Origin of the sequence: Hymenobacter sp. DG25B (assembly GCF_000801315.1) — a bacterium.
Classification (GTDB): domain Bacteria; phylum Bacteroidota; class Bacteroidia; order Cytophagales; family Hymenobacteraceae; genus Hymenobacter.
In genome coordinates this window covers 50,966-65,572 of sequence record NZ_CP010055.1, presented here as the reverse complement: position 1 = coordinate 65,572, position 14,607 = coordinate 50,966, and the positions used below count along the sequence as shown (strand labels likewise).

Sequence of the window (14,607 nt, the reverse complement as noted above, 5' to 3'; positions counted from 1 at the left end):
TTTGGGAGATTTTGTATTTTAGGAAGATGCTGAATACACCTGCTACCTGCGCCATGTGCGTCAGTGTTTAAGATTATCAATAAGTGTGGGTCAGAGTCGCAGGCAGCAACACCAAAGCAAGTAGATAAGGCAGGACGTAAGAGACGTAGGGAGCTGCCCGAGCTGAGGCAGTAAGAAAGATTGGTTATAATCTTAGGACCTGATGATTGGCGCGGAAGCCTTATCGGATGTGCCCCCTTCGGCTGCTACCAATTCTTTGAGGCGGGCAATCCATTTGCCAGCTCCATACTCGTCAGCCGGGTTGATTAGTACCAGAAACTCGAATAGCCCCAGGGCATCTGCCCACTTACGGCCTTTTTGCAGCTCTGAACCCATCGCATAGTAAGCATTCAGGATAAAGGCGTTGCCCGGCGATTCGTAGAGTAAGAAATCCCGGCCTTCTTCAAAGGACTTGGGAAACAGCAGTCGCGCTTTTAAGAAAGCTTGTACGATGTACATCAGGCCCATCCCAGGAGTGCGGGAATTGAGCACCATCCCCAGGTGCGAAACAGCATCTAAATGCAGCTCCCCACAGGCCGCCATGATGTGCCGGTAGAGACGTTCCGCTTCCAGTGGGGTAGTCGTATGCAATTTCCTGGCCTGCAGAAACAGGTCATGGTGCTGCAGGACGACCAACGGAAACACCACTCGTTAATGACACGGCTTGTATTCTAGCATGCGTAGCTCGTCCATAATGGCAGGGAAGGGTGCGCTCAAAAATAAACGCTGACAGCAGCGTGATTAGAGGCCTAGTGATTGCGCCGCATTGTAGGCAATCACGTCCGTCAGGCGAGTATAGCGGCTAATCATTTCGTCGGTCTTCTGCTTCGTCTGGTTCTTGATGAAGTTATTGGACTGGCCGTTGAGCACCGCAACAGTAATAAAGGAAGCCCGCAGCGAGTGGGCCGAGTACTGGTCGCCCAGGTGCGTCTTGACCACGCTATTGAGCCGGCCATCAGTCAGGCGGCGGGTGCCCGGCCGGCCCGGCTGCCCCGGCTTGCCGCGCACCATGGACACGAACAACGGCCCGGACGTGCGGCCCAGCACCGCCAGCCATTCCTCGTAGGCCCGAATTGGGCAGAACAGCGGAGTCGGAGCGTAGAATACCGCTTTGTCTTCGGTTTCGCCCTGCTGGTTGGTTTTGCTTTTATCCAGGTGCAGTACCAGCGCGCCGTTTTTGTATTCCAGCGCCTCGATGTTGAGGGCCACCAGCTCGGAGCGCCGGAAGGCCCCCGCGAAGCCGAGCAGCAGGATGGCCCGGTCCCGCAGGCCCACGGGCGTGCTCAGGTCCAACCCGCGGATGGCCTGCTTCAGGGCCTCGACGGTGAAGGCCGGCGCCTGCTTCTGTCTTTTGCCCACAACGCGGCCAATGCCGCGTAGCACGGTTTCTACCGGCTTGGAGCCCACAGCCGACGGATGGCCGTGCAACTCGTGCTTCTTTTGGATGGCGGACAGGTGCCGGCGGATGGTCGCCAGCTTACGGGGCAGGTCGGCCAGGTGGGCAATGTAGGCCGCCAGGGTCGCTCCGTCGGCCGGGTACGGCGTCAGGCCGTTGGCTTCGCAGTACGCCTCGAAGCTTTTCAGGTCGGCCGAGTACGCCAAGCGCGTGTTATCCGCGCCGTGCAGTCCCTCGACAAAGTAACGGCCGACGTGCGCGGCCAGCGCTTCGCCCATCTCGGCCAGCGACGAGGCGGGCACGACGGCCACTTGCTCTTTCTTTCCCTTTTGTTCGTTCATGGGTGCAGGCGTGAAGGACCGTCCGACGTCGTGCTCACAGACTCCCGTGCGCAGCCGATTGTTATAAATCGGCCGGGTAAAAGTACGAAAAGATTAGGGATGATAATGAATGATTATCGTACCTAAACTACTTAAAGTTGTAGGTAGTGATAAGACTTCCTAATCACTATCTATCCAGAATGTAATAAGGGCCGTTTCCTGCTTCAGACACAAGGCGCTCTTTAAAGATGGCAGGGCTATGCTCTATAAGGCACGCAAAAAAAATGGTTCGCATCACACAGAAATGCTGAAATTTCATGTTAATGACGTTCGTCCTTAACTTGAAACTTACTAGTACGCAGCGCTTCGTGGAGCAAGCAATCCGGACGATTTCTGGATGGATGATGATGCCCTATAGTAAAACGCGAGGACCTATGAGGTGGTCTAGTTTAGGCGGACAGAGTTGGGACGTTGTTTGAAGGAGAGTTTTGAAGTGGTTAGGCGCTGGATAGCCGAGTGAAGAATGCTGCCGCTCGGCGTTTTACCCCTGGCGTCTCTTCACGGGGTCCCAACGTATCATCTGTCGGCAAAGGCGCGAAGCTGGTGTCCTTGGTTCTCTGGGTCCTGGCCTTTGTCGCGGGTTGATACCAGGACGTAGATGGCTACTCGCATGCTGAAAATCGCCCTCCAATAAACGGTGTACAAAAATGACGCAAAAAACCTGCATCTACGGACGGTATAGCTATCATGTACAGCCCTACAAAAAACGACCGTTTATTAGAGGCTAGAGCCCTAGTTTCTGGGCAGCATTGTGTTGACGCACGTTATCGAGGCGAGTGTAGCGCCGAATCATCTCGCTGGTCTTGTGTTTCGTCTGGTTCATCACCTCGGAGTCGTCAGCCCCAGCTAGCTTAGCCACAGTTACGAATGATGCTCTGAGTGAGTGAGCTGAATACTTTGGTCCCAGATAGCGCTGCACAATCAAGTTCAAGTGCTTATCCGTTAGCCTCCTTTCGGTTAGTCGCTCGCCCTTGCGGAAAGACACAAACACCGGCCCGGTGGTACGGTCCAGCCTCTTCACCCAGGCCTCCAGCGTACGAATAGGACACAGTTTGAAATCCGGCGAGTAGAAGACAGCTTTTTCCTCGGCCGCACTGTACTGGTTCGTCTTGCTCTTGGCCAGGTTGACAATCAAGCCTTCCTCCGAAAACGACAAGTCTTCAATATTCAACGCCGCCAGCTCCGAGCGGCGAAAGGCTCCGGTAAACCCCAGCAGCAGAACCACCCGGTCGCGCAGCCCCGCCAGGGTTTTGGCATCGATGCTTTTCACGGTCCGCTTGAAGTTGGCCAGCGTAAACGCCGGGGCCTGTTTCTGACGTACACCCTTAACCCGGGCAATGCCTTCCATGAGTACCTTAAATTTCTTGTCGTCCGTGGGCGAGTCAATCCCGCGCAACGCGTGCGCTTTGGTCACGGCCGCGCAGTGCCGCTGAATGGTCGACACTTTTTTACCAGTTTCAGCCAGGTGCGTCACAAATCCCGCGAGCGTGTCCACCGAACACGGCAGCGGCTCGAGCCCGTGCTCGGCGCACCAAATGCCGAACCGCTTTAAATCCCCGGCGTAGGCTTTGGCCGTATTCGCCGCCCCGCTCAGGCCGGCCTCCACGTAGCGGGAAGTGTGCTCGGCCAGGTGGGCGAGCGCCGACGAGGTGTTACCGGGAATCGAGAGCTCGGCGGAGTTTTCCATGTAACCTATATATAAAGGAGTAAACCGGGGATTTTTGGGCTCGAAATCAAATATAATAATAAGGTCCGATAAGAGAAGCTTATCGGACCTTATCCGATAGTGAGGTGGTCTAGGAATGATGGACAGCAGAATGACGTATCTTCCTTCTGCTGTCCATCATTCCTAGACCAGCTCAGCTTTTAACACCCGATAGGGTATATTTAGATCGCGCAGGTATCTTGCATACCCGCTGAATTCGCTAACCAGTACCTACCATCGTTTAGCGGGCTGCTACTACTCCATGGCCAAGTGCAGGGCCGAGTTCCAAGCCCGTACCACGTATATCCCGGCCGCCAGCCCGCGGGGCAACACCACGCTGCCGTGCGTGATGGGCTGCACCGTGAGTGGTCCTTTCTTAGTGGAAATCTGGTCGGGCGCGGCGGGGGTGGTGGATTGAGCCGTCGAGGGCAGGGCCAGCGCCGCCAGCGCGGCCGTGAGAACAAGAGTAAGTTTCATCAGTTTGGACCGGTGGGTTAAGAGGAGATACCTGACTTTCCGATGCAATGGGGCGATAGGAGCCGCCCCCGGAGAATCGGGACTATAAACCGGGCGCCGGCTAAAGGTTCGATCAAAAGCATACAGGGGCCTTTTGAGCGGCGGGCGTTCGGTGGCAGCACCCTGCCCGGGGCTTTTTTATCAGCACAGCCGGGGCAGGTCAGGCTACCTGGCCCCGGGTATTATAGCTTCCCCTTAAGCCGGAGGCCCGACAATCAGGCCCTTCCCAAAGGAGGAAGAGCGGGGCTAGGTTATTTCTGGGGTTTGGAAGGGAAAGCAGTTTCGGGCATGGTCAGCAGGACGGGCAGCACCAGCAGCGCGACCAGGGCAATCATGGCGCCCGGCACCAGGGGCCAGCCCGTGCGGGCGATGAGCAGCTCCGCGACGAAGGGCGTCAAGCCCCCAAAGATGGCCGTGGCCGCTGTCGCTCCCAGGGCCAGCCCGCTCAGCCGGCCTTCACCAGGAAACTGCTCGGCGGTGGCGGCAGCCCCAACGGCGCTGATGCCCCCCGCCACGGCCGCCAGCAGGGCGGCTCCAAGGACTGCCTGCTGGGAGCTGCCGCCGTGCATGAGCGAAAACATAGTGATGGGCAGCAGGGCGCTGGCTCCGGCCAGCACCGCCAGCACCGGTTTTCGGCCCACCCGGTCGGAGAGCATCCCCACCAGGGGCGTGACCAGAATGACGACCAGGGCCGCCAGGGTCGACAGCCCCAGCGCTTCACCCTCCCCGCGCTGCCCGGTAGTGGCCAGGAATGTAGGCACATAGGTAATGCCCACGTAGTAGGTAATAGAACCCAGCGCCGAGATGGAGAACGTGCGGAAGATGGCGGCGCGGTGGTGGCGCAGCGTGTAGCGCAGCGGCTCCTCGGGCACGGTGCCCGCGGCTAGTTGCCGCTCGAAGTCCGGCGACTCCTGCATGGTGGAACGGGCCAGCCAGACGCCGCCGGCCAGGACCGCGCCCAGCAGAAAAGGCAGGCGCCAGCCCCAGGTATCCACGCTGCCGGCCGGCAGCCGGTACACGAGCACGGCGCACACGCCCACCGCCAGCAAGGCCCCTACTTCACTGGCCGCCGCCGCCAGGGAGGTAATCAGGCCGCGGCGGCCGGGTCGGGCCCCTTCCAGCAGGTAGGCGACTACCCCCGTGTACTCGCCCCCCACGGAGAAGGCCATCAGGCAGCGCAGCAAGAGGAGCAGCCACCCGGCCCACGGCCCGATTTGCGCGTGGGTGGGCAGCAGGGCCGTGGCCAGCATGGCCCCCGTCATCAGGGCCATAGATAACAGCATCATCCGCAGCCTGCCGTACCGGTCGCCGATGTGCCCGAAGACCATCGCACCCAAGGGGCGCATGAGATAGGAGACGGCAAACCCACCCAGGGCGAGGAGCAGCGACGCTTCTCCGGGGCCGAAAAACACCCGCGAGAGAACGGTGGCGAAATACAGGCAAAGCGTGAAGTCATACCATTCAATGATGGTCGAGCAGGCGGCCACGATCAGGGACGCGCGGGAAAGCACAACGCGGGGTGGACTTTGGTCGGTCAGGGAGAGCTGCACGGGCTGGGCTACAGAATGGCTAAGGAAAGCAAATATCGGGGCAGGGATGTTAAGGCCCCTTTTCTCCCTAGCAGGTATCTCCCTTGTAGATAGCTGCTGGGTTAAGGACAAAAGCCAGCCTGACAAACGACCAGGCTGGTAGTTATAACGGCCAAAGGGATGGGGAAAGCATAGAATACCGGTAGCCAGGCCGGTTTCCGGCTGCGCGAATCGCGGCTTTAGGGGCGAGCCTACGGGTTCGGACTGGCCGGTGTCGAAATCCTTGGTCAGCTTGACGTAGGAACTGAAGGGGTTGTCATCTCAATGGTGTTTTAGTTTGCTCTCCTCCGGAGCTACGGCCGTGATATCAAACCGATGAAGCCCTTCAAACCCTTGGGGGATGGTAAATCTTGAATATAGGTATCTGGCTTATAGTCTTCCACAAGATACCTTATGGGGCCGTGTCCCCCTTATGACCCGACTGCCAATTCCTTGTCCAGCAGCATGGGGGACCACTTATCGGTGGCCAGCATCAAGTCATTTTCAGAAGACAGGGTCCTCAAGAGTCCGCCTCTCCGAAGCGCGGATTGAGAGATGTTTCGCGTGTGAATGTTAACGACCCTCATGCCTTTGAATTGAAAGAGGAATATCATTTGGAATTTGCCCCAACGAAGGGAGTAAGCTACGCGCTGTTGCCACCTTCGTCATAACCCCAACACTTTGTAAATGCGCCCCATTGCTGGGCCGGTTTCGCAAGAATTCTTTAGAGCACCAGTGCCTAGCTTAAAGCCAGTAGCTATACCAGGACAGGTAGCCCACAGGCGGTTGGGATTACCATTGCTTCCTTTTATTCATATGAAATGCCTACTCTAATTCGGGATGCTGTTGTTAGCCGTTTCCTCTTTTGCTCAAGCCTGACTTAACCCACAATTGAAACAGGCGCTGAACAGCTTGTATCGGGAGGACCAGAAGTACCGACAGTTATTCATCTATCTGAACAATGGCAAAGCATATTCGGTAGAAACGGCGCTACAAATACCAAAAGGCAAGCCCTCTTTGCTGCCTTGCAGCCCGCTAAGAACAAAGTGGTGCTGACCAGAACCCATCCCAGTCAAGTTTAGAAAGCGAATCCGCTTTTTATCAGAGCTGGTTGCTAAGGGAGAAGAAATCGAACACCGCTTTTGTGGAGCTGGGCCCTTGTACCAGCAGGCCGGCCCGAATTCCCCGGTCCCAGGGTGGCAGGAAGCTGCCATCTACCGAAGTTCCGTCCGCGGGGAGCGGATGCATGGTTTTCCCCTCATCTACGCTCCAGAGAAAGGAAAAGCGCCGGCCTTCCCGTACCCGCAGCCATAGTTGCACCGACTTATCGGCCGGAAGGACGGCCTCCTCTAAAATCCTGGTTTCTCCTTTTTCAATACGGGTAAGAGCCAGCTTTTGGGAATCGGCCAGGAGGGCCAGCGCGTTGTCCTGGTCGCCGTGCGCGGCCACTCCCGCTCGGGTGCCGGCCGGAAGAGCGGTGTAATTCAATAGGGTGGTGACAGCCGTATAATTCGGGGAGGTAGTAGTCTGCCCTAGGGCGGCTCCGCTATGGTCGGGGCGGGCCGTAAGATATAGCCGGCCACCCTGCAGCCGATAAGACGGGCGCTGCTCGATTGGCCACTGCCAGGAGCTTCGCAATGCCGGGCCGGTAAACTCATCATTAAAAGACCGCGGCCCGGCTGCAGTACTGGCTACCGGCGTGCTCCCCCCCTTGAAAGAGGGCCAGCCGCTTTCGGTCCACACAAACTCACTGAGCACGCCCTGGCGCCCCACAAACTGCTGCCCGTCGGTATTGTAGGCGTGGTGCAGCAGGTACCAGCGCCCTTTGTCCTCCACTACAGTGCCGTGGCCCGGGCACTTCCAGGTATCATTGTTCATCAGTACCGGATTCCGGGAGTATTTCTCCCAGGGGCCCAGCAGGTTTTCTGCGCGGGCCACGCCGGTGGCGTAGGTGCAGCCGCTGCCGCAGCAGCCATTGGCCGCATAGAACGCATAGAAGTAACCGTTGTGGCGCACCAGAGAAACGCCTTCCACCAGGTTCCCCTCCCAGGTGCTGGCATCGTTGCGGAACAGCTCCACTTTCTCCCCTACCAGGGCCGTGCGCTCTTCATTCATCCGCTGCGCCCAAATGGGCGTGGGCTCCTGCACGCTGTTGCCGTCCTCCTTCCAGATCAGGTACAGCCGGCCGCTTTCGTCGCGCATGGGAAAGCCGTCAATGGAGCCGTGGGGCTGCCCCACCAGGGGGCCATGGTCGGTGTAGGGGCCGGCGGGGTTGGGGGCGCTGGCCACGCCCACGGCCAGATTGCCCCCGCGCTGGTGGGCCGTGTAGTACACGTAGGTCCTGCCATTTTCCTGGCTGATTTCCGGGGCCCAGAAGTAATAGTCGGCCCAGGCGGGCGGGCCATCCGGAAACACGTGGCCCACCAGCGCCCAGCTGGTCAGGTTGCCGGATTTCAGCAGCGGAAACGCCGGCCCCCAGTTGGAGGAGGTGGCCGTGGCCCAGTAGGTATTGCCCACCTTGGTAACGGAGGGGTCCGGATAGTCGCCGGCCAGCACCGGGTTAGGCAGGGAAACCGGGGGCGTATTACCGGATTTCCCGGGCCTGGTGTCCGGGCTTGTGGTGGATAAGGGGCGCTGACAGGCTGCCAGCAGCCCCAGGCCTACTACCAAAGCCTGGGCGGTATAGAGTTGATGGGCCAGAAAACGGGGCATAGCGGGGGGTATTCAGAGGAGTGGATAACAGGGTATTGCCCGGGGGTGCCGACCCATACTCAGGCCGGGTTAGTGCTCGCCCGAGGGCCGGGGCAGGGCCCGGCCGGCCGGCTGCGGAGAACCAAAGTTGGGCGAGCCATCCGGATTCCAGGAAAAGGGCTGCATGCGGGGGCTGCGCTGGCTGCCGCAGCCCTGCCCGGGCTGGCTGTTGGCGTGGTACAGAATCCAGTCCTGGGTGCCGTCCGGCGACTTAAAAAACGAGTTGTGCCCCGGAGCAAACACGCCCGCGGTGGCGTTTTGCCGGAACACCGGCTCCCTGGACTTAACCCAGGACCGCGGCCGGCGCAGATTGCGGCCGGCCCGGGCCGTGAGCATGCCCAGGGCGTAGGAGTCGGTCCAGCAGCCGCTGGCGGAGTAAACCAGGAACAGCTTGCCGCCGTGCTGCAACAGCTGTGGGCCTTCGTTTACATCCACGTGGGGCGGGTTCTCCGGGTCGTGCAGGTCGCCGTCCTTTTCCCAGGCATACTGGGGAGTGGAGATGAGCCGGCGCCGGCCCTTCACCTGCCAGGGGTTTTTCAGCCGGGCCAGGTAAATGCTTTGCCGCCCGTTCACGTCGCCCTCCCACCCCGACCAGACCAGGTACAGCCTGTTTCGGTGCTCGAACACGGACCCATCAATAGCCCATGTATTGCTGCCATCGGAGAGCTGCCCTTTACTGACCCAGGTGCCCTGCAGCGGGTCGGGAGAAGAATTCTCCAGCACCCAGAGCCGGTGAGTCCGGTTGCTGCCCGCATCGGCGGAGTAATACAGATACCATTTGCCCTGGATGCGGTGCAGCTCCGGGGCCCAGATGCCGTGCGCGTTAGGCCCTTCGGCGGGCGGCGTCCACACCACCTGGCCCGCCGCCTGGGAAAGCTGACTCAGGGAGCGGGTTTTCCAGAGGGTGATATTGTGGCCGGTGGTGTGGGTATAGTAGTAGTAGCCTTCGTGGTAAATGCTCCACGGGTCGGCCCCGGAGGGCAGCAGCGGGTTGACAAACGTAGGGGCAGGCGCTTGCGCCAGGCCCGGAGCGGCAATAAAAAGGCACAGGACCAGCCCGGCCACCGGTAGTCGCCGGCGCCACGCCGCGCATACGCCAGCTAGATGCGCAGCCATCCTACTTGCCGTTGAGCTTCTTGATCAGGTCGGTTTCATCCCGGCGGTAGGGCTGCCCATCCTGGCGGAAGACTTCGTGAAACCACTCTATTGGCTCACTGCCATCGGCCAGGGGCGTGTCCCAGGCATACTTGGTGTTGGTTTTGCCTTCCACCAGCCCCCAGTTGATAGCGCCCACTTTTTCCCGCTTTAGCAGGGGCAGAATATTCGCAAAGCGGCTGTTGCGGGGCCGGGCCATGTACTCAGTGCAGATAACAGGGCGGCCGCTGGCTTTCAGCAGCTGAATTACGCGCTGGTGCCAGGCCTCGTCTTCGTAGTCGTGATACGTGACAATGTCGGAGTGGCGCAGCTGCAGGGCGTTCAGCTCGGCAAAGTCCCAGGCCCAAAGCCCCACGCTCAGGGGCTGCTCGGGGTTTACTTCCCGGGCCCAGGCAAAAACGTTGCGCACCAGCGGCAAAGAGGCAGTGCGCTTGCCAGAGTTGCCCGGCTCGTTGTACAGGTCCCAGAAAAGAATGCGCTTGTCGTTTTTGAATGCCTGCAGCACATCCTGCACGTAGGGTTTCAGCTTAACAAAAGACACAGAGTCCCGGGAAATGACGTCACCGGGATCCTGCATCCAGCCGGAGTTGTGAATGCCGGTTTTGGGCGCGGGCTGCGGGCCGGGCTTGGGCTCCTTGTTCCAGCAGTCATCAAAAAACACCAGGATGGTCTGGATGTGGTGCTTGTCGGCAAGCGCCAGGTAGTCATTCAGGCGCTTCTTGAAGCCGGCGGGGTCCTGCTGCCAGGCCACGCTGTGCAGAAACACCCGCATGGTATTAAAGCCGATGCTCTCGGCCCAGCCCAGCTCCCGGTCAATGGTGGTGGGGTCAAATGTGGCGGCCTGCCACATTTCCAGCTGATTGATGGCCGAGCTGGGCGCAAAGTTGGCCCCGCTAATCCAGGGATGGGCCTTGTACCAGGCTTGGGCTTTCTCTGGCGTCCAGCGCCGGTCTGTGGTGGTAGCTTCCGCAACAGCACCCTTGGTTTTGATTTTCGTTTTCTGGGCCGAGGCCCCAAACGCCGCCAGCAGCAGCCAACACAGGAGAAGCAGTTGTTTCATACGGGCAGACATAGGGGAGAAAAATCAGAGAAAAGCTGCGAGCCATTCGGCGCTGGCGCAATCAGGTAAGGATAATCCGATACCGGTAAACCACTTAAATTGACTTCGTGAAATTGACTTTGATTTTGACCTGGAAGTCACCAATTACCTTGAAGATTTCCTTGAGCGTAACCTGCTCCACTTGCGTTAAGGTGGAAGGATCCAGGTAGTTGGTTGGAGGCGTGCGGTCGCTGCTGAGCTGATGGGCCTGTTTTTTCAGGCGCATTCCCATCAGGTAGTAATAGGCCTGCAGCAGCTCCTGATATTCCTTTTCCTTGAACACTCCCTTTTCCCGAAGCCGGGCAAGCCGCTCGCCGGTGTTGGTGCTGAAAATCTGGTGCTTCAGGGCATACACCCGCACCAGGTCGACAATGGGCGACATGGTTTTCTTCAGGTCGAAAACCTGGTGGCCTTCCTGGGCGAAAGTCCGGAAGCTCCGGAAAAAGGTCAGGGGCGGCTCATACTGCAAAGCATTCCTGGCCATAAAGAACAGGAATCGGTCCAGGGGCTGGGTTAGCTCCTGGTGCAGAAATACCTGCAGCTCCTCCATCAGGGAGGCTTCCCCATACAGATACCGGCAGTCGAAGAAAGTGGCAAACTGCATGACCGTCTCCGCGTTCGACTCGCTCATCCAGGTGTGGTAGTTGCGCTTCCAGTGCGAGAGGGAATGCGTCCACTTGGAGTTTTTGGCCATGAAGCCGCCCGTACAGTAGTGCAGGCCAATGTGGTCGAGCTGGTCGGAAACGGCGGCGGCAAACCGCAGGAAGTAGGCGCGCACCAGCTCCCGCTGCTCATTGGCCTTGTCCTCGTAGATAATGGCGTTGTCCTGGTCGGTGAGCAGGGTTTGCTCCTGGCGGCCCTCACTGCCCAGCACCATAAACACAAACCTGGCCGGGGCGGGCCCGTGCTCGGCCAGCACGTTTTCAATCACCTTCAGGGCAATGGTGTCGGCCACGGTGGATATCACCTGGTTCACGATTTCCGCCTTCACCCCCCGGCTGAGCAGCTGGCTGACAATGTCGGGCACCATTTCCCAGCGCCGCTTCAGCTCCCTGGTACTCTGGGCCAGCTTCACGGCCTGAATGAACATGAAGGGCGACTGCGCCAGGTCACTGAGCAGCTTATTGCGACTCAGAAACCCACTGTACATTCCGTTCTTCTCTACCAGCAAATAGCGGGTTTTGGTCTGGAACATGCGCAGAATAGCCTCATACACATAAGCATCCTGCGGAATAGATACAATGGGTGTGGCCACTACCTCGCCCAGCGGGCGGGCGGCGTCCAGCTGCCGGGCAATGACTTTGTCCCGCAGGGTGATGTCGGTGCAGTAGCCGATAATCTGGTCAGTTCCGGCTTCCGTCACGAAAAGGCAGCTAACCTTGGCGGCGGCCATGCGGCGGGCGGCCTCATAAATGGGCAGGTCGGCGGGGCAGGTCACCAGCTCGCGCACCTCCAGGGTGTTGATGCGTCGGGAAAACAGCTGGTCGGCCACCAGGAAGTTCTGCTCCGGGGTAGTAACGGGCTTCACGAAGTGGGCGTATTCCTCGTCCTGCATCCGCTCCCCGTAGCGGGCCGTGAAATAATGAAAGAAAGGCTCGTAGGCCTGGCACAGGGCGCGGAAGTCGCGGCGCGGCAGCTGCAGTACGCGGGTGCCTTTGTGCACCACCACGGTGCGCAGGGAGCGTTTCTTGTTGAGCAGAATGGACATGCCCCCGTAGCAGGTGCCAGGACCGTAGGTTTCCGGGAGGCGCTTGTGCTGCCCGCTGTCGTAAAAGAAGGTTTCGTACTCGCCCTCCGCAATAATATCCAGGCTGCGCAGCTTGGAGGTGTCCTGCTGGTAGAGCAGGGCCTCACGCGGATGGCGTACTTCCTGCAGCAGGTTTACCACGCCCTGCAGCACCTCATCGGGCAGCAGGTTGAAGGGCGTTACGGTGCGGACAAAAGCAAGACGGTCATCCATATACAAGCCAGGCTACAAGCGGAAAGCTACCAGCCGACGCCAGCAGGAACAGCCATCTGAACGGGTGTGGTTTGATTTGCTGGGTAGGCGTAGTTAGCCGGGGTTGGTTCTCCATGAGCTCCGGGGAGATTAGCCCCCGGCGGCGCAGTTCAAAAAAGCAGCGCGCGGTGGCCTGAGCATCTACAAAGGCATCATGCAGGCGCTCCATCGGCTCATTAAAGAGCAGCTCGTGTAGCTCATGCAGACGCAGATGGCGCTGCTGGGGCTCGCCTTGCAGGGAAGGCCAGGTGGGCTGCATCGTGCAGAACTGGGGTAAATCCGGCAGAGGATTTCCCAGATCTGCCCGCGCAAAGGCTGCGCCCAAAACGTGAAAGTCCAGCTGCAGGAAGTGGCCAATCACCCGGGGCTGATACCTGGCTAAATCCTGCAGCAGCAGGCGCAGCACGGCTTTGGGGTCGCGGCCATGCACCCGCATAAATTCGGAGCTCAGCCCATGAATGGCCGTGGCGGAGGCCGGCATGCTGCCGGGCGGAATCTGCAGGTAGGCCTTGGTGGTCTTGACCAGTTCGCCCTCCTGCGTATAAATCAACCACCCCAGCTGGGCTACATACGGCCAGGCCTGCTTTTCCGCGTACGGCCGATCCCAGCGGGCGGGCAGCCCGGTGGTTTCCGTGTCCAGAAAAAGCAGGTGCCCGGGCGCCATCATCCTGCGGAGTTAGGCGGTTACCGGGATTACCCCGGAGGTAGCCACCAACTCTTCCACCTGCCGCACCGATGACTTGCGGACCAGCAGCTCTGGCCGCAGGGCCACCTGCCGGGGAGCGAAGGGGCGGCCATCGGCCTCAATTACTTCCAGCAGCAGGCGTACGGCGGCCTGGCCCATTTCCTCGCAGCGCTGATCAATGGTGGTGATGGTGGGCTCGGTGATGACGGTGAAGGCCTCATTGCTGAAGCCGCTGATGGCAATGTCCTCGGGCACGCGCAGGCCCTGGCGCTTGGCTTCCTGCATGGCGCCCAGGGCACTGTAGTCGCCGGCCGCAAACACCGCATCCGGCGGGTTGGGCAGGGCCAGCAGCTGACGCAGGCCTTCCGCACCCTGCTCCTGCCCCATGTCGGAGTAAAGCACCAGGCTTTCATCCTCGGGCAGGCCGGCTTCGCGCAGGGCGTCGAAGTACCCCTGGCGACGGTTTTTGTAGATGTTCAGGTGCTGGGGTCCGGCCAGGTGCGCAATGCGGCGGCAGCCCTGGCTGATCAGGTGGCGCGTGGAGACGTAGCCGCCTTCCTGGTCATCGAGAATGACGGCATTTACATTGTCGCCCTCCACTACCCGGTCAAAAAACACCAGGGGCATGCCCCGGCTGCGCACTTTATCAAAGTGGCGGTAATCCAGGGTAGTGCGGGAGAGCGACACCAGAATGCCGGCTACCTGGGCGCTAAGCAGAATATCGAGGTTGCGCCGCTCCTGGGCCACGTCCTCGTTGGACTGGCAGATGATAACATTGTAGCCCGCTTTGCTGGCGGCTGACTCAATGCCGTGCACTACCGAAGGAAAGAACCGGCCCTCAATATATGGCACCACAATGCCCAGCAGCTGGCTTTTGCCTTTGCGCAGGGCGGAGGCCAGGCGGTTGGGCTGGTAGTTGTATTTCTTGGCCAGCTTGAGCACTTTCTGCTTCATGGCCGGGCCAATGCTGTGGTGGTCGCTCAGGGCCCGGGAAATGGTGGTCATGGACACGCCCAGCTCCCGGGCCAGGTCGGCCATGGATACTGGGTTGCTGGAGGTTAGGTCCGGAGCTTGTTTTTTTCGAGGTGCCATGAGGAGGGAGAGCTACACAATGCTTTGTGTAAAGATAGGATTATCTGGAAAGCTAGCGTCAGAAGCCGAAATATATTCTCATTTTTTATCGTATCCCCGAGTAGGAGAGGCATAATAGCTTCTTAGCCGACCTCCCTAGGAAAGGAATACTCCGCAATTATTTTCAGATTAAATTAACCAATTGTTAAGATTTACTTATTACTTTACACAAACGATTGTGCC

General features: G+C 59.3%; 11 protein-coding genes. All 11 read right to left on the bottom strand.

Annotated elements, in window-relative coordinates; genetic code table 11:
• Positions 1-192: 192 nt before the first annotated feature.
• Positions 193-630 (bottom strand): hypothetical protein, encoded by a 438-nt coding sequence (locus PK28_RS16880; RefSeq protein ID WP_197070528.1) that lies wholly within the window; start codon positions 628-630, stop codon positions 193-195.
• Positions 631-780: 150 nt separating this feature from the next.
• The gene (locus PK28_RS16875) at positions 781-1,776 is read right to left on the bottom strand and encodes a tyrosine-type recombinase/integrase (RefSeq protein WP_048826498.1); all 996 of its coding nucleotides are present in this window, start codon (positions 1,774-1,776) and stop codon (positions 781-783) included.
• Positions 1,777-2,539: 763 nt separating this feature from the next.
• Complete coding sequence (locus PK28_RS16870; RefSeq protein WP_044517651.1) at positions 2,540-3,502, bottom strand: tyrosine-type recombinase/integrase; 963 nt, start codon at positions 3,500-3,502, stop codon at positions 2,540-2,542.
• A 273-nt stretch (positions 3,503-3,775) separates the two neighbouring features.
• Positions 3,776-3,997 carry a hypothetical protein gene (locus tag PK28_RS16865; RefSeq protein WP_044517647.1) on the bottom strand — a complete coding sequence of 74 codons (222 nt, stop codon included), beginning with the start codon at positions 3,995-3,997 and terminating at the stop codon, positions 3,776-3,778.
• Positions 3,998-4,287: 290 nt separating this feature from the next.
• Entirely contained in the window at positions 4,288-5,586 is a 1,299-nt protein-coding gene (locus tag PK28_RS16860) for an MFS transporter (RefSeq protein WP_231576256.1), read from the bottom strand.
• Positions 5,587-6,705: 1,119 nt separating this feature from the next.
• On the bottom strand, positions 6,706-8,316 hold the full coding sequence (locus tag PK28_RS16850; protein WP_231576255.1) for a family 43 glycosylhydrolase: 1,611 nt from the start codon (positions 8,314-8,316) through the stop codon (positions 6,706-6,708).
• Positions 8,317-8,385: 69 nt separating this feature from the next.
• Positions 8,386-9,471 (bottom strand): glycoside hydrolase family 43 protein, encoded by a 1,086-nt coding sequence (locus tag PK28_RS16845; RefSeq protein ID WP_044517645.1) that lies wholly within the window; start codon positions 9,469-9,471, stop codon positions 8,386-8,388.
• Position 9,472: 1 nt separating this feature from the next.
• Positions 9,473-10,570 carry a cellulase family glycosylhydrolase gene (locus tag PK28_RS16840; RefSeq protein ID WP_044517642.1) on the bottom strand — a complete coding sequence of 366 codons (1,098 nt, stop codon included), beginning with the start codon at positions 10,568-10,570 and terminating at the stop codon, positions 9,473-9,475.
• A gap of 94 nt (positions 10,571-10,664) precedes the next feature.
• On the bottom strand, positions 10,665-12,569 hold the full coding sequence (locus PK28_RS16835) for a DUF294 nucleotidyltransferase-like domain-containing protein (protein WP_044517639.1): 1,905 nt from the start codon (positions 12,567-12,569) through the stop codon (positions 10,665-10,667).
• Positions 12,562-13,275, bottom strand: coding sequence for a 3'-5' exonuclease (locus PK28_RS16830; protein ID WP_048826496.1), 714 nt, complete (start codon positions 13,273-13,275; stop codon positions 12,562-12,564). The genes PK28_RS16835 and PK28_RS16830 overlap by 8 nt, the downstream gene beginning before the upstream one ends.
• Positions 13,276-13,284: 9 nt before the next feature.
• Positions 13,285-14,385 carry a LacI family DNA-binding transcriptional regulator gene (locus PK28_RS16825; protein WP_044517636.1) on the bottom strand — a complete coding sequence of 367 codons (1,101 nt, stop codon included), beginning with the start codon at positions 14,383-14,385 and terminating at the stop codon, positions 13,285-13,287.
• Between the last annotated feature and the right edge of the window lie 222 nt (positions 14,386-14,607).

Bases quoted from the DNA above. Each gene is read 5' to 3' on its own strand.
- PK28_RS16845 (WP_044517645.1), bottom strand. From the start codon at position 9,471: ATGGCTGCGCATCTAGCTGGCGTATGCGCGGCGTGGCGCCGGCGACTA.
- PK28_RS16875 (WP_048826498.1), bottom strand. From the start codon at position 1,776: ATGAACGAACAAAAGGGAAAGAAAGAGCAAGTGGCCGTCGTGCCCGCC.
- PK28_RS16840 (WP_044517642.1), bottom strand. From the start codon at position 10,570: ATGAAACAACTGCTTCTCCTGTGTTGGCTGCTGCTGGCGGCGTTTGGG.
- PK28_RS16835 (WP_044517639.1), bottom strand. From the start codon at position 12,569: ATGGATGACCGTCTTGCTTTTGTCCGCACCGTAACGCCCTTCAACCTG.
- PK28_RS16830 (WP_048826496.1), bottom strand. From the start codon at position 13,275: ATGATGGCGCCCGGGCACCTGCTTTTTCTGGACACGGAAACCACCGGG.
- PK28_RS16850 (WP_231576255.1), bottom strand. From the start codon at position 8,316: ATGCCCCGTTTTCTGGCCCATCAACTCTATACCGCCCAGGCTTTGGTA.
- PK28_RS16825 (WP_044517636.1), bottom strand. From the start codon at position 14,385: ATGGCACCTCGAAAAAAACAAGCTCCGGACCTAACCTCCAGCAACCCA.
- PK28_RS16870 (WP_044517651.1), bottom strand. From the start codon at position 3,502: ATGGAAAACTCCGCCGAGCTCTCGATTCCCGGTAACACCTCGTCGGCG.
- PK28_RS16865 (WP_044517647.1), bottom strand. From the start codon at position 3,997: ATGAAACTTACTCTTGTTCTCACGGCCGCGCTGGCGGCGCTGGCCCTG.